The sequence below is a fragment of the Streptomyces sp. NPDC127119 genome, from assembly GCF_042677425.1.
GTDB lineage: Bacteria > Actinomycetota > Actinomycetes > Streptomycetales > Streptomycetaceae > Streptomyces.
Map to the genome: position 1 here is coordinate 20260 of NZ_JBHXTO010000097.1, position 16644 is coordinate 36903.

Genomic DNA, 16644 nt, shown 5'->3' on the forward strand with positions numbered 1-16644 from the left:
GTGTCAGGACAGTGGCCCCGTCTCCTCTGGTTGCCTTGCACCTGCGCCGCCGGGGTTCGGCACACGCGGCGCCAACAGGCAGCGCTGTACTCGCTGCTCGTCGCCCGAGGGGAAGGCATCGTCATGACCGGACGTGCAATTGCCAAAGCAGCCTGCACCGCCGCCGCCGGCGTACTGCTGGCAGCCGGAGTCACCGTCGCCATGCCGGGTACGGCACTGGCGACCGCGGCCCAATGCGAGCGTGGCAGCAACGGCTTCCGCGACATCTCCGACAGTACGGTCGGTGTCCCGGCCGGCCCGGGGGACAAGATTCTGCGCCCTTCGGACCCGCAGGGGCTCGTCGGGCGCATCAGCCTGCGAGCCGTCAGCATCGACAACAAGATCTACGGATTCGCCGCGCTCACGGTCCCGCGTACCGGGGACGACGTGTGGATGGACTGGACGCTGGACGGCGGCAGCAGCGTCCACCTCCAGTGCGGACCGTTCCGCGCAAGCCGTGACGGCTTTCAGCTGACCAGCGCCGCGAAGTTGACGGACAACAGCTCGGACTACCGTTTCCGCGCCTGCGGCGGTGGGGGCGGCCAGGCGGTGCAGTGCACGGACTGGTGGTAGCCGACCCCACCGACGACCGGCGCGCTCCGGCATCCACGGATGCCGGAGCGATCGGGGATGCCGGAGCGATCGGGGAAGCCGAAGCGATGCCGGAGCGATCAGCCGCGCCGGCCTGATCGCGTCGCTCGTCCGACCTCGGCGGCTCCTCACAGACAACCCACAGGGCCTCCGGTCCCGTCCTAGGTGACGCGGGAGGCGCCCGGGACCGACGGGATGTCTGCGCGTGGGGTGTTGAGGAGTGGATCATTGATCCGTGCCCGGCGAATATGTGTTGCCGCCGTGGTGGTGTTGGCGGCCCTGGCGGGGTCGCCCGGACCGGCACAGGCTGAACAGCCGTACGAGGCAGGCCCGTTCGGCGCGTCGGACGACCAGCCGCTTCCGCCGGGGTGGCGGATCGGCGGGGCGGGCGGGGCGCCCGAGCTGGTCTGGCGTGCGCCGAGGGCCGTGCCCATGGGGGATGCCCGGGTGGAGTTCCGTACCGGGGACCGGCTGCTCGGGGTGCCGGAGCCGGCGAAGGACGGGCGGACCTTCCGGCTCGCCCTCGGCGAGACGCGGCCCGAGCGGCTGTCGGACCTTCAAGTGACGGCCGCGGGACGCCGGTTGGATGCGGCGGCCGACGACACGCACGAGTCCGCTTCGCGCGTGCCACGGCTGCCCGCGCAACCGCCCGCGAACGGCGTCGACCCAGGCAGACCCGGCTCGTACCGCACGGTCACCGGGGCGTACGACCTCGACCCGGTGCGCCTGCCGGGGTACGACACCCCGGTCGAGATGACCGCCGAGGTGGTGGCGCCGAAGGGTGCCACCGGCAGCCGGCCGCTCGCGCTGTTCCTGCACGGCCGCCACGAGACCTGCTACAAGCCGGGTGCCGAGGATGACGTGACCGGCGACTGGCCCTGCACGGAAGGCTACAGACCGATCCCGAGCCACCTGGGCTATCTGCGCGACCAGCAACTACTGGCCTCACAGGGCTATGTGACGGTGTCGATCTCGGCGAACGGCGTCAACGCCCAGGACTGGCAGGCCGAGGACGCGGGCGCTCAGGCGCGTTCCTCGCTGGTGCGGCAGCACCTCGCCCGCTGGGCCGGCTGGACCACCCATCGTTCCTCCGCCCCGGCCGTCGTACGCGAGGCGGCGAAGGCGGACCTCTCCCAGGTCCTGCTCGTCGGCCACTCGCGCGGTGGCGAGGGCGTCAACCGGGCCGCCATGGACAGCCTCTACCCGCCGCCGGCCGCCGAGGACGGCTACCGGGGGCCGGTGCGCTGGAAGGTGCGCGGGACCGTGCTCATCGGGCCGACGATCTTCGGCCGGAATCCGGTCGCCGATGTGCCGTCCGTGACGGTGCTGCCCGGCTGCGACGGCGATGTGTCGGACCTCCAGGGCGAGGACTTCGTCGACGGGACGCGCGGGATCAGCCGGGGCACGGCCCTGCACAGCGCGGTCTACATGGTCGGCGCCAACCACAACTACTTCAACAGCGAGTGGACGCCGGGCGAGGCCGTCGCACCGGCCGGGGACGACTTCACGACCGACCCGGAGCAGCCGGACCCGGTGTGCTCGCCGGGTGCCGCGACCCGGCTGACCGCCGCCCAGCAGCACAGGGCGGGTTCCACGTACATCGCCGCCGCGGCCCGGCTCTTCCTCGCCGGGGACGACCGGGTGCGTCCGCTGCTCGACGGTTCCGGCAGCCGGGCACCGTCCGCGGACCCGGCCCGGGTGCTGACCCACGCGGTCGGCGGTCGCCGCAGCGGTGGTTTCCTGCCGGACGCGGGGGCGAAGGTGACCGGCGCCCGGGTGTGTTCGGCGGTCGACCCCGACCCTGCCGTGGCCTGTCTGGATCCGGAGACGCCCGGATCGTCACCGCACTTCGCGTCGTGGGAGACGGAACAGGAGACCGGCCGCGGCGCGGTGGACCTGAAGTGGTCCGCGCCGGGCAGGGCCGCGCGCATCACCCCGGCCGAGCCGGTCTCCCTCCGCCGCTCCCAGAAGCTCGCGCTGCGGGTCTTCGTACCGCCGAACACGACCGGCACGAGGTTCGACGTGTCCGTCACCGACTCCGCCGGCCGTCGGGTGACGCTGGGCTCGGTCCAGGCGCACGGTCTCCCCGGCTCCGCGAACACCGCCTCCTACTGGGCTCAGGAGCTGCGCGTCCCCCTGTCGGCCGCGACCCGGGCCGGGCTCGATCTCAGGCACGTCAAGTCCCTTGAGCTGACGCCTCGTTCGCGGTCCGGGCGGGCCTGGCTGATGGACGCCTGGGGCTGGGCGCCCGGCACTTCGGCGGTGAGGGCCGCCGCACTGCCGCGTGTCGACGTGGGCCGCACGATCGTCGAGGAGGGCGACTCGGGCACCCGCACCTACCGGATCCCGGTCGAGGTCTCCGGGCACGGCAGCGGGCAGGTCCGCGTGTACGTCCTCGACCCGGACAGCGGCCGGGCCGAGAACCGCCTCGTGACCGTACGGCCCGGCAGCCACGCGATCGACGTGCCGGTCCAGGTGAAGGGCGACACGCTGTACAGCTACGACGTGGTGCACGACATCGCCGTCAAGGCCGTCCACCACGCCGTCGTCGGCAAGCACCGGGGCGGGGTCACCGTCGGGAACGACGACCCCGAGCCGGTGGTCACCCTGTCGCCGGTCGCGGACCGGGTGACCGAGGGAGAGTCGCTGATCTGGCGGCTGTCCGTGGACGCGCCCGCGGCGGTGGACATCTGGCAGCCGGTGCGGGTGCTTCCGGTCACCGAGGGCGCCGAGCTGTCCACCAAGGACGTGGACCCGCAGTGGCTCAAGGACTGGTCCGGTGAGGCGCCCGACCCCGAGCGGCCGCTGTCCGACGCGAGCCTGTGGGCATGGCTGAACATTCCGCCCGGGAGCACCGGCGTGGACTTCGTCGTGCCGATCGTGCGGGACCAGGTGGCCGAGCCGACCGAGTCGATGCGCCTCGCACCGACCGACGACAACGCCGAGCCGCTGCCCGGCCGGCCGGTGCTGACGGGGACGGTGCTGGACAGGCCGTGAGCGCGATGTACGAGGGTTCATGAGCACCCTCTTGCGCGGGGTCCGGGCCGTCCGGGCCCCGCGCTTCACAGGAGACGCGGGGCCCGACCGCACCCACCGCACCGGGGCCGGGTGTTCCGCCGCGCGGTCACTCGGGATGTGCGGGTGGAGGGTGCAGGAGGTTGTGGGCGGTGGTCAGGACGGCCACCGCCCGCGGGAAGTCCTTGAGTTGGTTCCGCAGCGAGACCAGCGCGGGGAGCAGGCAGCGGGGCGGGACGTCCCGGGCTTCCAGGATGTCCGCGGTCCACGTGATGAACCTCGTGAACAGGCCGGGGTCGTCGACGTAGAGCGCGGTGGCGAGGTGGCCGACGATGAAGTCGATGTCCTCGACGGTGCGTTCCCGCTGGTACTCGCTGTAGTGGCGCATCTCGGGGAAGCCCTCCTCGACATCGGCGAGGGTCTGCTTGACCAGCTGGAGCTTGGTCCGGCGGACCATGGTGTATTCCTGGTCGGCCAGGTGCGGCAGGTCCAGATCGGGCAGGCGGGCCGCGTGCGCGCCGGACGGCGTCAGCCGCCGGCCGAGCAGGGTGGCCGCGTCGGGTGCGTCCTTGGCCCATTCGGCCCGCATGAGCCGGGCATAGCGTCCCTGTGGGCCGAACGCGGCGCCTCCGGCGACCACCGGGATGCCGGCGCCCTGGCAGGAGGTGATCGCGTTGTGGGCGCCGGGCAGAAGCGTGGGAATGGACGAGGACAGCAGTACCGCCTGCGCACGGGTGCGGCGGGCATGGGCGACCAGGTGCTCGGTGGGGACCTGCGCCCCGAGATAGTCGACCCGCCAGCCCCGTAACCGCAACACCTCGCTGACCAGTCGTGCGGGCAGGGAGTGCCACTCGCCGTCGACGCACGACACCAGAACCCGTCCCACGGACGTGCCTGAGAAGGAGAGGGCCAGGGCGGGAGCGGTGGCGTCGGCGACGGCCGCGACGCACCGTTCGCTGATCGCCGTGGCCGCGTGTTCCTGCGCCACCGTGATGTCGTCGGCGGCCCAGGCCAGGCCCACCCGTTCCTGCGTCGGCGCGATCAGTTCGAGCAGCACCCGCTCGCCCGCGGCTCGCATCCGGTCAGCGGCCGAGGCGTTCACGGAGGTCGTCCGCGTGTGCTCCGGCGCCTGCCCGTGTTCCGCTGCGGCCTCCGGAGCGTGCCCCACCGTACCCGCCGTGCCCGCCGCGCCCGCGGTGCTCAGCGCGCCACGCACGACGGCGACGGCGCGCGTCTCGTCGCACTCCCCGAGCGCCTGCCAGAGCCGCTCGCGCGGCTCGGCGAGGGAGTGGGTGTCCTTGCCATCGGTCACGTGTCTCACCTTTCCCTGGTCGGTTCGTCCACGGTTGTCGGACGGGGGTCGCGGGGCGCGCCGATCGCCAGGACCGCCATGTCGTCGTGCGCGCCCTCCCCCACCCACTGGGCGATCATCATCTGCACGCGTTCGGTGACTGCTTCGGCCGGCATCCCGGCGCACTGGGCCAGTACGGCGCGCAGCCTGTCCTCGTCGAACATCACGTTGCCCAGCGGCCCACCGCGTGCCTCGGTGATCCCGTCGGAGTACAGCAGGCAGGTCTCACCGGGTTGCAGGGCGACCTCGACGGTCTCGAACTCGATGTCGGCGAACACGCCGATCAGCGTGCCGCCCGTCCGGGCCTCCTCGACCTGGCCGGTGACGCGCACGATGAGCGGGGCGGGATGGCCCGCGCTGGAGATGCGCAGCCGCACCCGTGCGTCCTGGCGCACGGCGGTGACCAGGACCAAGGTCACGAAAGGTGTCTGGGGCGAGGACAGCAGGGCGCCGTTCAGGAGGGTCAGCACGCGGGTGTGGTCGGCGGCGAACGGGACCAGCGCCTGCAGGACATGGCGGATTCTGCCGGCCACGACGGCGGCTTCCAGTCCTTTGCCGCACACGTCACCCAGTACCGCGACGGTCTCGGTCTCCGGTGTGTCGGCCGGGTGCAGGTCGTAGAAGTCGCCGCCGACGAGTTCGCCCGTCACCGAGGCGCGGTAGCCGCCGGAGAAGCAGATGCCGTGCACCCGGCCGAGCGGGGGCGGCAGCAGGTCGCCCATCAGCACGTCGGTGCTGTGCACCTGGCGGGTGTGGCTGCGGGCCACGGACAGGGCGGCACCCGCGCGTGCGGCGAAGAGCTGGGCGAAGGACTCCTCGGCGGGGGTGAACGCGGCTTCCTGGCGGCGGCGCAGCAGGACGAGGCATCCGGTCGGCACACCGTGCCCCGGCAACGGCACCACGACGACCGACCCGATGTCGGCGACGTCGCCCACGAACCCCTCGGGTACGGCCCAGGACGGCACCTCGCGGGGGTCGATCCAGCGGGAGGACACCGCGGGCAGGCCCTGCAACGCCTCCACCAGGCCCGGCAGTTGACCGGGGTCCAGAGCGAGCCGCTCCTGCACCACGGGCCCGTCGGCGATGCACCGCGTCACGGGGAAGCCGCATCCGTCGCCCGTCCCGACGACGACCGCCGCGTCCGCCAGATGCCGGGCGGCCCGTTGCGCGGTCATCGCCGTACAGCGGTCGACGTCCAGGGAGGCGAGCAGTTCGGAGGAGAGCTCCTGCAGCAGTCCGGCTCGTACCCGCTCGCGCGCCAGTTCCCGCGCGGCACCCGCCGGAGCGCTCTCGCCGACCAGCCACCAGGTCACCGCGCCGTCCACGCCCGGTACGCCGAGCGCCTTCACGCAGTGCGCGCCGATCCGGCCGTCGGCCCAGGCCGGCGGCGCCTTCCCCGCACCGCCGGCCCGTCTCAGATGGGCCTCCGTCAGCCAGGCGGGCGCGACCTCGTCCAGCGCGACACCGACGGAGACCCGCGCCAGCAGGTCGGCGGCCTGAGCGTTGTGCGACAGCACCGTGCCGGACGCGTCCACCGTCACCGCTGGAAACGGTTCACAGCGCTGCTCAGCAGGAACCACACCACGAGTGCTCTTCTGCTCCGGCAAGGAGACCATCGATTCGGGATCCGCTGGCGCGGACCCCCATCACCCCATCCACTGGAAAGCAGGAGACCCGCAGATTACCGACGGCATATGACTACAGGCCGTATTTCGCGATACCTCCGACATCACCTCGTCGACTCCTGGACAATGCACCCCTCGCTTTTAAGTCAGTCGGTTGACTTAACCGACGGGCCGATGTCTAGTGATCGGGAACGCCGGTTCAAGGAGGCTGACATGGGTGACACCCGCAGGACGCGACCGGTCGCGGCTGCGCGGGGCGGCGCCGGGGGCACGGTGGACGGCGTCCGGACCCGCACCGGCCGCGGCGCCGACACCCGCGAGGCCATCATGGCGGCGGCCGAGCGCCTCTACGCCGAGCACGGACTGTCGAGCGTCTCCAACCGGCAGATCGGCGAGGCGGCCGGGCAGGGCAACACCACCGCCGTCAGCTACCACTTCGGCAGCAAGGCGACGCTCGTACGGGCCATCATGACCAGGCACGGCACCCAGGTCGACACGATCCGCACGCGCTATGTGGAGGCGGCCGGAGACAGTTCCGAGCTACGGGACTGGGTGGGCTGTCTGCTGCGTCCGGTGACCGAGCACCATGCCGCCCTCGGCCTCCCCTCCTGGCATGCGCGGTTCGCCGCGCAGGTGATGACCGACCCGCTGATGCGGACGCTGGTGGAGGACGAGTCGCTCACCCGCGACAGCCTGCGCCGCACCCTTCAGGGACTGGGCCGGTGCCTGTACGACATCGTGCCCCCCGAGATCCGCCCCCTGCGCGCCGAGATGGCCCGTCATCTCATCACCCATGTCTGCGCGGAGCGCGAACGCACCCTGGCCGAAGCCGCGGCCGAGCCCGGCCCGTCCTGGGAACGCACCGCGGACGCCCTGGAGGACGCGCTGGTGGGACTGCTCGCCGCGCCCACCACCCGCCACTGAACCGACCACCTGGGACAGCCACCGAGAACCGGCTCCGCGGGAACCGGTCCAGCAGAGGAGACAGCATGAGGATCACCGTCGACGAGGAGAAGTGCTGCGGCGCCGGCCAGTGTGTGGTGATCGCCCCTGAGGTGTTCGACCAGCGGGACGAGGACGGGATCGTCGTCCTGCTCGACGCCGCGCCCGCCGCCGACCAGTACGAGGGAGCCCGCGAGTCCGCCGGCGTCTGCCCCGCCGCCGCCATCCACCTGCACGAGGACGCGTGAGCACGCCGTCGGACGTGCTCGTCGTCGGGGCGAGCGCCGCGGGTCTGGCCGTCACGGAGAGCCTGCGCCGCAAGGGCTACGCCGGCCGGATCACCCTGCTCGGCGAGGAGGCCGGTGCGCCGTACGACCGCCCGCCCCTGTCCAAGCAGGTACTGGCCGGCACCTGGGAGGCCGAGCGCACCCGGCTGCGTACCCGTGACGTACTGGACGCCCTGGACGCCGAACTCGTCCTCGGTGAGCGCGCGGTGGCCCTCGACGCCGCCGCGCGCACGGTGCGCACCGAGAGCGGGTCGGAGCTGCGGGCGGAGGCGGTCGTGCTGGCCACGGGCCTGCACGCCCGCAGGCTGCCCGGTCTCTCGGGTGCGGCGGGCGTGCACGTGCTGCGGACCCTCGACGACGCCGGCCGGCTGCGCGAGGAACTGCTGAAGGCCGAGCGGGTCGTGGTCGTCGGCGACGGCGTGCTCGGCGCCGAGATCGCCGCCACGGCCCGCCTCATGGGCGTCGACGTGACCTTGGTCGGGCCCCAAAGGGCCCCGATGCAGGTGCAGTTGGGCGACGGCATCGCCCAACTCCTCGCAGCGCTGCACGGCGAGCACGGGGTGCGGCTGCGCCCCGAATCGCTCGTGGAGGGACTGGAGACGGCCGACGGACGCGTCACCGGCGTCCGCATGGCCGGCGGCGAGGTCCTGCCCGCGGATCTCGTCGTCGCGGCGGTCGGCGGCGTCCCCGCCACCGACTGGCTGACCGGCAGCGGACTGGTGCTGCGGGACGGTGTCGTGTGCGACTCCCGCTGCCGCGCCGCCGAGGGCGTCCACGCCGCGGGAGACGTGGCCCGCTTCCACCACGAGGGCCTCGGCCGGTCGCTGCGGCTGGAGAACCGCACGAACGCCACGGAGCAGGCCATGCTGGTCGCGGCGAACATCCTGGGCGAGGACCGCCCGTACAGCCCCGTCCCCTACTTCTGGACCGACCAGCTCGGCGTCAAGCTCCAGGTGTACGGGCTGCCCGCGCCCGGCGCCACCGTGGACATCGCCGAAGGTGCGGTGGAACAGGGCCGGTTCGTCGCGCGGTACCTCGACGACGAGGGCCGCCCGATCGCCGTGCTCGGCTGGAACATGCCCAAACAGGCGCGCCTGCACCGCCAGGACCTTGTCGACCGTTACGCCCCCGCGTCCCGGCCCGCTTCGGCCGCCGCCCCGCGATGATCCGCTGCACACCTGCCACCCCCTACGCCTCTTACCCCTCTTACGCCTCTCCCTACGGAGGCGGCCCCCACTGGAGGACACATGACCGGCACGCCCGCCACCCCCGACGCACCCAGCCGTGACATCCCCGACTTCCCCGCGCCGCGTTCCGCCGAGTGCCCCTTCGCCCCCTCCCCCGGCATGCGGGCGCTGTCCGGGTACGGGCCCCTCACCCGGGTCCGCTCCTGGGGCGACAGCACCCCCTGGGCCGTGACCGGGCACGCCGAGCAGAAGGCCCTGCTGTCCGACCCGCGCCTGAGTGTGGAGTTCACCAGGCCGGGCTTCCCCAGCCCCGTGGACCCGGCCCACGCCCACGCCGGCAGCGCCGACCTGAGCTTCGTCGGCATGGACGACCCCGAACACGCCCGGCTGCGCCGCATGATCGGCGGCACCTTCACGATCAAACGCGTCGAGGCGATGCGCCCGCGCGTCCAGCAGATGACCGACGACTTCATCGATGCCATGCTGGCGGGCCCCCGACCCGCCGACCTCGTCCAGGACCTCGCCCTGCCGATCCCGTCCCTGGTCATCTCCGAACTGCTCGGAGTCCCCTACGAGGACCACGCGTTCTTCCAGACCAACAGCAAGACCATCGTCTCCGCCGTCGCCTCGCCGCAGGAGCGCCGGACGGCCCACACCAATCTCGCCACGTACCTCGACGAGTTGGTCGGCCGCAAGCTCACCGAACCCGGCGACGATCTCCTCTCCAGCCTCTGCGCGCAGATCGAGAGGGGCGAACTCACGCGCCGCGAGGCCGCCACGATGGGTGTGCTGCTGCTCCTCGGCGGACACGAGACCACCGCGAACATGATCAGCCTGGGTACGCTCCTGCTGCTGCAGCACCCCGAACAACTCGCCCTGATCCGCGACACGGACGACCCCGTCGTCGTCCGTGACGCCGTCGAGGAGCTCCTGCGCTACCTCTCCATCGTGCACCTCGGCCGCCGCCGTACCGCCATGGAGGACATCGAGGTCGCCGGCCGCACCATCCGTGCCGGAGACGGCGTGATCCTCCTCGGCGAACTCGCCAACCGGGACGCCTCCGTCTTCCCCGACCCCGACCGCCTCGACCTGACCCGCAACGCCCGCCAGCACCAGGCGTTCGGCGCCGGCGCCCATCACTGCGTCGGCCAGCCCCTGGCACGTATGGAACTCCAGGTCGTCTACCCGACCCTGTTCCGCCGCATCCCCACGCTCCGCGCCGTCGACGACCTCGACGCGATCCCCTTCAAGTACGACGCCATCATCTACGGCCTCCACGCCCTGCCCGTCACCTGGTGACGGGGCGGGCGGCTCAGCCTTCCAGGTAGGCGAGCACCGCCAGGATCCGGCGGTTGTCGTCCTCGGACGGTTCGAGTCCGAGTTTCGTGAAGATGTTGAAGCTGTGCTTGCTGACGGTCTTCTCGCTGACGAACATCCGGCCGGCGATGGCCGCGTTGGAGCGGCCCTCGGCCATCAGCGAGAGGACCTCGTGCTCACGCGGGGTCAGCTGCCGCAGCCGGGGGTCCGCCGAGCGGTGGGTGAGGAGGGCGCCGACCACGTCGGGGTCCATGACCGTGCTGCCGCCGGCGACCTGGCGGACGCCCGCGACGAACCGGCCGACGTCCAGCACCCGGTCCTTCAGCAGATAGCCCACCGCTCCGGCCCGGTCGGACATCAACTCCCTCGCGTACAACTGCTCGACGTACTGCGAGAGCACCATGACGGGCAGTCCGGGGATCCGCTTCCGTACGTCGATGACCGCGCGCAGGCCTTCGTCGGTGAAGGTCGGCGGCAGCCGCACGTCGACGACCGCGACGTCGGGCCGGTGGGTCGTCAGTGCCCTGATCAGGGAGGGGCCGTTGTCGACGGCCTCGACGACCTCGAAGCCGTTGGCCTGGAAGATCCTGATCAGGCCCTCGCGGAGCAGGGCGAGGTCCTCGGCTATGACGATGCGCACGGCAGCGACATCCTTATCTCGGTGGGCCCGCCGGGCGGACTGTCGGCGGTCAGGGTGCCGTCGAAGGCCGACAGACGGCGCGCGATGCCCCGCAGGCCGGTGCCGCCGTCGAGGGTGGCTCCCCCGCGGCCGTCGTCGGACACCCGCATCGTCAGCAGACCCGCCGTCGTGCCCGGGTGGGGAGTGAACTCCACGGCGATCGTGATGCTCTGGGCCCGTGCGTGCTTGATGGCGTTGGCCAGGGCCTCGGCGACGGCGAAGTAGGCCGCGGACTCGACGGGCGCGGGCAGCCGTCCCGGCAGCCGGATGACCAGCTTCGTCGGGATCGGGTTGGCCAGGGCCAGGGCCTGCAGCGCGCCGTCCAGGCCACGGTCCGCGAGCACCGGCGGATGGATGCCGCGTACCAGGTCCCGCAGTTCGGCCAGGGCGCCTGCGGTCGACTCGCGGGCCTCGGCGAGCAGTTGCTGCACGGCCCGCGGATCGTCGGGCAGGAGTTGTTCGGCCAGGCCCAGGCTCATGCCGAGCGACACCAGCCGGGCCTGAGCGCCGTCGTGCAGGTCCCGTTCGATCCGGCGCAGTTCGCCCGCCTGGGTGTCGACGGTCTCGGCCCGCGAGGCGGCCAACTGCACTACGCGGGCGCGCAGTTGGGCCTGTGCGGTGGGCGCCAGCAGGGAACGGACCACCAGGGCGTCGAGGTTCGCCAGCCGCTCGGCGGTGGTCCACCAGAGCAGCAGGAACACCGGGCCGAGCGGAACCAGCGCGAACGACTCCTGGACGCTGTGCAGTCGGAAGCCGTTGCCCAGCGGCGTGCGGAACACCTCGGGAGGGGTGAGCGCGAACAGCAGCGGATAGCTCAGGTAGACGACGCCGCAGAGGAAGAGCAGGAGCGACAGCCCGTACGTGAACCAGCCGGTGATCGAGTTGGCGCCCAGCCAGGCCCAGTCCCGCCAGGTCGCCGGGTCGCGCAGGATCGCCCACAGCCGCACCGGCCAGCCGCCCTCAGGTGCGGGCAGGTAGGGCCGGTCCACCGGTTCGCCGAGTCGGTCCGCGGCCCACCGGCGGTGCAGGTCCGCGAACCAGCGCACCAGGACGGTCGCAAGCAGGGTCAGCGGGATGCCGACCCCGAGCGGGACGACCGCCACCGAGGTGATCCAGAGCGTCAGCAGGCCGAAGCCGAGGACCGCGCCGAGCAGCAGCACCAGCGACCGGCCCAGCAGACCCACTCGCAGAGCGAGACCTTGTTTCATCGTGCTCCGTCATCGTGCGTCGGTACGGCGGTGCCGCGTCAGGTGACCGGCCCGCCGGCCGGCCGGTGCCGGGCCGTCGTCGCGGGCCGTCGTCGCGGGCCGTCGTCGCGGGCCGGAAGTCGATGATGACCGGTCGGCGCGGGGCCGCGCACTGGGGTTATCTCCACCATCGCGGAGGTCCAGCACCCGTGTTCCCGGCCCTCGTGACCGTGAGGCTGGAGTGGCCGGAGGACGTGGTGCGGCAGGCCGTGCCCCACGCCCCATGCCCTCCCGGATCCCACGTCCCACATCCCGGGACCCGAGTCCCGCCTCACAAGTCCCAAGTCCCAAGTCCCAAGTCCAGGAGGACACCCGATGCCCCGGAACACCGCTCACCCGCGACCCGCTCGGCAGGCATACCTGACGCTGGCCCTGGCCGTGGCACTGACAGGGACGCTCACCGCCTGCGAGACGTCCGCTGCGGCGCAGGGCACCGCCCACACCCCGACCGGCCGGCCCGGCGCGGCGACGGCCCACTCGGCCCGGCTGACCGCGCTCGCCCAGCGGGACGTGGACGCCGGAGCACCCGGCGTGATCGTACGGGTCGACAAGGGCGAGGGCCGGGTGACCGAGATCGCCCGGCAGGCGCCCTGGACCAGGACCGACCACACGCTCACCGCGAGCGACCGGTTCCGGATGGGCTCCAACACCAAGACGATGGTCGCCACCGTGGTTCTCCAACTGGCCACCGAGGACCGGCTCCAGCTGACGGACCCGGTCGAGAAGTGGCTGCCCGGTCTCGTCCCGAACGGGAACTCGATCACCCTGCGGATGCTGCTCAACCACACGAGCGGCCTGTTCGACTACACCCACGACCCGGACGTCCTGAAGGCGTTCACCGGCCAGGACACCCGGCGGTGGACCCCCGGGGAGCTGATCGCCGCCGGTGTCCGGCACGAGCCGCTGTTCGCGCCCGGCACGGACTACTCCTACAGCAACACCAACTACATCGCGCTCGGCCTGGTCGCCGAAAAGGCCACCGGACACAGCCTGGACGACCTGATCCAGCGGCGGATCGCCGGACCGCTGCATCTGAAGAACACGTACCTGGTCACCGGCGCCGACGCCAGGTCCGAGGACGGGTCCAAGAGCGGTTCCGAGAACGGCTCCAAGGCCGTGCAGAGGCCCGCCCTGGCCCACGGTTACGAACCGGATGCCGCCCACATCGGCCCGCTGCTCCCTCCGGGCACACCCGCCGGAACCGCGTTCGCGGGCCCGCAGCGGCCCGCCGGACACGTCGACACCACCTGGATCAACTCCAGTACGGAGTGGGCCGCCGGCGGCATCGTCTCCACCGCGCAGGACTGGGCCCGCTTCTCCGGCGCGCTGCTGTCCGGCAAGCTCCTGCCGCCCGCCCGGCTGAAGGAGATGCGCACGACCGTCGCCGAGGAGGCCGAGTTCCCGAACCGGCGATACGGGCTAGGCCTGGAGCAGGTGGTCACGCCCTGTGGCACGGTCTGGGGCCACAACGGCGAGGTCCCCGGCTACTCCAGCGAGAACTACACCGACGCCACCGGCCGCCGTACGGTCTCCGTCCTCACCGGCACGATCTTCGGCCTGGTCCCGCCGAAGGCCGGCGCCGCCAACCGGGCCCTGGTGGACGCGGCGGTCTGCACGATGCTCGGCAAGCCGATCCCCGCGGCACCCGCACCGACCGCCTCCTGACTCCCGGGGGCACGCCCGCCCCCGTTCACCCACCGCACCACACAGCGCTACACCGCATCGCAAAGAAGGTTCTTCAGCCATGTCCGCACTAGCCAGATGGTGCTTCCGGCACCGCCTCCTCGTCGTCGGGATCTGGGTCGTCGTACTGGTCGCGCTCGCCGTGCCGTACGCGGCACTCGGCGCCCGGTACTCCGACGCGTTCACCCTGCCGGGGACCGAGTCGTCGAAGGCGCAGGAACGGCTCCAGGCGTCCGAACCCCGGCAGGCCGGGGACAGCGACCAGATCGTGGTGCACGTACGCCGCGACGGGTCGGTCCGGGACGCCGCCGTCCGGCACAAGGTGACCTCGATGCTGCACCGCGTCGCGGAACTCCCCTCCGTCGCCTCGGTGACCAGCATGTACGGGCCCGCGGGAGCACCCCGGATCAGCGAGGACGGCAGGACCGCCTACGCCACGGTGACGTTCGACGCGCGGGCGGACCGGATACCGGCCGCCGACGTCACCCGGGTCGTCGACACCGCTCGGGCCGCGCGTGACGCGAATCTGCAGGTGGAACTGGGCGGCGAGGCCATCAGCTCCGTGGCCGAGGGCGGGACGCAGAGCACCGAGGCGATCGGGCTGGTCGCCGCCGGCATCATCCTCTTCGTCGCCTTCGGGTCGCTGCTGGGGATGCTCGTACCCCTGCTGGTCGCGGGCGCCGCGCTCGGCGCCGGACTCATCGCCGTGGGGCTGACCTCGCACGTGATGACCCTGGGCAGCGACGCCCCGACGGTCGCGGCCCTCATCGGGCTCGGAGTCGGCATCGACTACGCCCTGTTCATCGTCAACCGCCACCGGACCGGACTCCAGGCCGGTCTGGCACCCGAGCAGGCGGCGGTACGGGCACTGGACACCTCAGGGCGGGCGGTGGTCTTCGCGGGCCTCACGGTCGTCGCCGCCCTCCTCGGACTGCTCGTGCTGCGGATCGGCCCTCTCACCGGGATGGGGGTCAGCGCGGCGACGGCCGTCCTGTTCATGGTGATCGCGGCCGTGACCCTGCTGCCGGCCCTGCTCGGCCTCTTCGGGGGCAGACTGCTGAACAGGCGTCAGCGGCGGGCCATGACCGCTCGGGCCCGAGAGGCCGGTCGGGCACACCTCCGTACGCAGCCGCAGCCTCAGACGCAATCGCAATCGCAATCGCAGCCGCACGGGACGGCGGGGTCCCGGGGGCGCTGGGCCGCGCGGGTCGAGCGCCGCAGGACGCTGTTCGCCCTGGCCGCGCTTCTCGTCGTCACCGTCCTCTCGCTGCCCGCGCTGTCGCTGCGGCTGGGGAGTTCGGACGCCGGCAACGACCCGAAGGGCACCACCACCAGGGCCGCCTACGACCTGCTCGCCCAGGGCTTCGGCGCGGGCTCCAACGGCCCGTTGGTGCTGGTCGCGGAGCTGGGCGCGCCCGGCGACGGGCCGGCCCTGAACCGACTGGTCTCGGCCGTGCGCGGTACGCCCGGTGTGGCATCGGTGACGCCGGGGCCGGTCACCGGGGAGACGGGCGGCGCGGCGACCGGACTGTCCGTGATCGAGGTGGTCCCGGTCGGCGCGCCGCAGGACGAGGCCACCGTCGACCTGATCACGCACCTGCGGGAGGACGTCGTCCCCTCCGCCGAGCGTGGGAGCACCCTGACGGTCCACGTCGGTGGGGCGACCGCCGCCTCCGGCGACCTGGCCGACCTGCTGGCGGGCAAGCTGCCGCTGTTCCTCGGGGTGATCGTCGGGCTCGGCTGCCTGCTGCTGATGGTGGCGTTCCGCAGCATCCTGGTGCCGCTGACCGCGGCCCTGATGAACCTGCTCGCCTCGGCGGCGTCCTTCGGAGTGGTCGTCGCCGTCTTCCAGTGGGGCTGGGGCTCCGAGCTCCTGGGCCTGGGGAAGGCCGGGCCGGTGGAGGCCGAGCTTCCGGTGATCATGCTGGCGATCCTCTTCGGCCTGTCCATGGACTACCAGGTCTTCCTGGTCAGCCGCATGCACGAGGAGTGGGAGCGCACGCGCGACAACCACCGCGCGATCCGGATCGGCCAGGCCGAGACGGGGCGGCTGATCAACGCCGCCGCCCTGATCATGATCTGCGTGTTCACGGCCTTCGTGCTCGGCGGTGAGCGGGTCATCGCCGAGTACGGCGTGGGACTGGCCGCGGCTGTCGCGATCGACGCCTTCGTCCTGCGTACCGTGCTGGTCCCGTCGCTGATGCATCTGCTGGGACGGGCGAACTGGTGGCTGCCGGCCTGGCTGGAGCGGATCCTGCCGCGGGTGTCCATCGAGGGCGCGCCCGGCCCCGTACCGGGAGCGGAGCCGGAAGCGGAGTCAGCCCTTCGCGCCCCTGTCCGCCCCGCACCGATCGCCACCGCCCCGGTTGTCTTCGCCCCGGCTGTCTCCACCCCGGTCCTCTCCGCCCCGGTCGTCCCCGTGCCGGTCGTCGCTGTGCCGCAGGAGAGCAGGCCGCATGCTCCCAAGTCGGTTGCCGTGGCGTACCTATGGTGGTTCTTCCTGGGTCTGTTCGGCGTGCACCACTTCTATCTCGGCAGGAGCGGGCGGGGGCTGCTGCACCTGTTCACCCTCGGCATCTGCGGACTGGGGTGGCTGGCCGACGCGTTCACCCTGCCCCGCCAGGTCAGGAGCGCGAACGCCCGCTGACCACGGCCGCCGGCCGCCGACCGACGGATAGGTC

At 72.4% G+C, this 16644-nt stretch carries 12 protein-coding genes; 8 read left to right on the forward strand and 4 right to left on the reverse strand.

Annotated elements, in window-relative coordinates; all coding sequences use genetic code 11:
- Positions 1–123: 123 nt before the first annotated feature.
- Both ACFVH5_RS31125 and ACFVH5_RS31130 read left to right on the forward strand, forming a co-directional pair.
- Positions 124–612 (forward strand): hypothetical protein, encoded by a 489-nt coding sequence (locus tag ACFVH5_RS31125; protein WP_385837055.1) that lies wholly within the window; start codon positions 124–126, stop codon positions 610–612.
- Positions 613–825: 213 nt separating this feature from the next.
- Positions 826–3627 (forward strand): hypothetical protein, encoded by a 2802-nt coding sequence (locus tag ACFVH5_RS31130; RefSeq protein ID WP_385837056.1) that lies wholly within the window; start codon positions 826–828, stop codon positions 3625–3627.
- 127 nt (positions 3628–3754) lie between these two features.
- Here ACFVH5_RS31130 and ACFVH5_RS31135 read toward each other — a convergent pair whose 3' ends face one another.
- Positions 3755–4957 (reverse strand): B12-binding domain-containing protein, encoded by a 1203-nt coding sequence (locus ACFVH5_RS31135; protein ID WP_385837058.1) that lies wholly within the window; start codon positions 4955–4957, stop codon positions 3755–3757.
- Between the two features lie 5 nt (positions 4958–4962).
- The gene (locus ACFVH5_RS31140) at positions 4963–6612 is read right to left on the reverse strand and encodes a PP2C family protein-serine/threonine phosphatase (RefSeq protein ID WP_385837059.1); all 1650 of its coding nucleotides are present in this window, start codon (positions 6610–6612) and stop codon (positions 4963–4965) included.
- Positions 6613–6834: 222 nt separating this feature from the next.
- On the opposite strand from ACFVH5_RS31140, the gene ACFVH5_RS31145 reads away from it, so the two are divergent.
- The 4 genes from ACFVH5_RS31145 (at position 6835) to ACFVH5_RS31160 (ending at position 10336) form a co-directional block, all read left to right on the forward strand.
- Positions 6835–7545 (forward strand): TetR/AcrR family transcriptional regulator, encoded by a 711-nt coding sequence (locus ACFVH5_RS31145; protein ID WP_385837060.1) that lies wholly within the window; start codon positions 6835–6837, stop codon positions 7543–7545.
- A gap of 65 nt (positions 7546–7610) precedes the next feature.
- The gene (locus ACFVH5_RS31150; RefSeq protein ID WP_107018848.1) at positions 7611–7811 is read left to right on the forward strand and encodes a ferredoxin; all 201 of its coding nucleotides are present in this window, start codon (positions 7611–7613) and stop codon (positions 7809–7811) included.
- Positions 7808–9016, forward strand: a complete 1209-nt coding sequence (locus ACFVH5_RS31155; RefSeq protein WP_385837061.1) for an NAD(P)/FAD-dependent oxidoreductase — start codon at positions 7808–7810, stop codon at positions 9014–9016. The genes ACFVH5_RS31150 and ACFVH5_RS31155 overlap by 4 nt, the downstream gene beginning before the upstream one ends.
- A gap of 81 nt (positions 9017–9097) precedes the next feature.
- On the forward strand, positions 9098–10336 hold the full coding sequence (locus tag ACFVH5_RS31160) for a cytochrome P450 (RefSeq protein WP_385837062.1): 1239 nt from the start codon (positions 9098–9100) through the stop codon (positions 10334–10336).
- A 13-nt stretch (positions 10337–10349) separates the two neighbouring features.
- On the opposite strand, the gene ACFVH5_RS31165 is transcribed toward ACFVH5_RS31160, so the two are convergent.
- Positions 10350–10994 (reverse strand): response regulator, encoded by a 645-nt coding sequence (locus ACFVH5_RS31165; protein ID WP_385837064.1) that lies wholly within the window; start codon positions 10992–10994, stop codon positions 10350–10352.
- Positions 10979–12241, reverse strand: coding sequence for a sensor histidine kinase (locus ACFVH5_RS31170; protein ID WP_385837065.1), 1263 nt, complete (start codon positions 12239–12241; stop codon positions 10979–10981). Before ACFVH5_RS31170 ends, ACFVH5_RS31165 begins: the two co-directional genes overlap by 16 nt.
- A gap of 354 nt (positions 12242–12595) precedes the next feature.
- Between ACFVH5_RS31170 and ACFVH5_RS31175 the strand changes: the two genes are divergently transcribed.
- Together ACFVH5_RS31175 and ACFVH5_RS31180 are read left to right on the forward strand one after the other, a co-directional pair.
- On the forward strand, positions 12596–13945 hold the full coding sequence (locus ACFVH5_RS31175) for a serine hydrolase domain-containing protein (protein WP_385837066.1): 1350 nt from the start codon (positions 12596–12598) through the stop codon (positions 13943–13945).
- Positions 13946–14024: 79 nt separating this feature from the next.
- Positions 14025–16610 (forward strand): MMPL family transporter, encoded by a 2586-nt coding sequence (locus ACFVH5_RS31180; protein ID WP_385837067.1) that lies wholly within the window; start codon positions 14025–14027, stop codon positions 16608–16610.
- Positions 16611–16644: the final 34 nt, after the last annotated feature.

What these genes read in the sequence shown, in the direction of transcription:
- ACFVH5_RS31125 (WP_385837055.1), top strand. Translation starts at nt 124, where the DNA reads ATGACCGGACGTGCAATTGCCAAAGCAGCCTGCACCGCCGCCGCCGGC.
- ACFVH5_RS31130 (WP_385837056.1), top strand. Translation starts at nt 826, where the DNA reads ATGTCTGCGCGTGGGGTGTTGAGGAGTGGATCATTGATCCGTGCCCGG.
- ACFVH5_RS31140 (WP_385837059.1), bottom strand. Translation starts at nt 6,612, where the DNA reads ATGGTCTCCTTGCCGGAGCAGAAGAGCACTCGTGGTGTGGTTCCTGCT.
- ACFVH5_RS31145 (WP_385837060.1), top strand. Translation starts at nt 6,835, where the DNA reads ATGGGTGACACCCGCAGGACGCGACCGGTCGCGGCTGCGCGGGGCGGC.
- ACFVH5_RS31150 (WP_107018848.1), top strand. Translation starts at nt 7,611, where the DNA reads ATGAGGATCACCGTCGACGAGGAGAAGTGCTGCGGCGCCGGCCAGTGT.
- ACFVH5_RS31160 (WP_385837062.1), top strand. Translation starts at nt 9,098, where the DNA reads ATGACCGGCACGCCCGCCACCCCCGACGCACCCAGCCGTGACATCCCC.
- ACFVH5_RS31170 (WP_385837065.1), bottom strand. Translation starts at nt 12,241, where the DNA reads ATGAAACAAGGTCTCGCTCTGCGAGTGGGTCTGCTGGGCCGGTCGCTG.
- ACFVH5_RS31175 (WP_385837066.1), top strand. Translation starts at nt 12,596, where the DNA reads ATGCCCCGGAACACCGCTCACCCGCGACCCGCTCGGCAGGCATACCTG.
- ACFVH5_RS31180 (WP_385837067.1), top strand. Translation starts at nt 14,025, where the DNA reads ATGTCCGCACTAGCCAGATGGTGCTTCCGGCACCGCCTCCTCGTCGTC.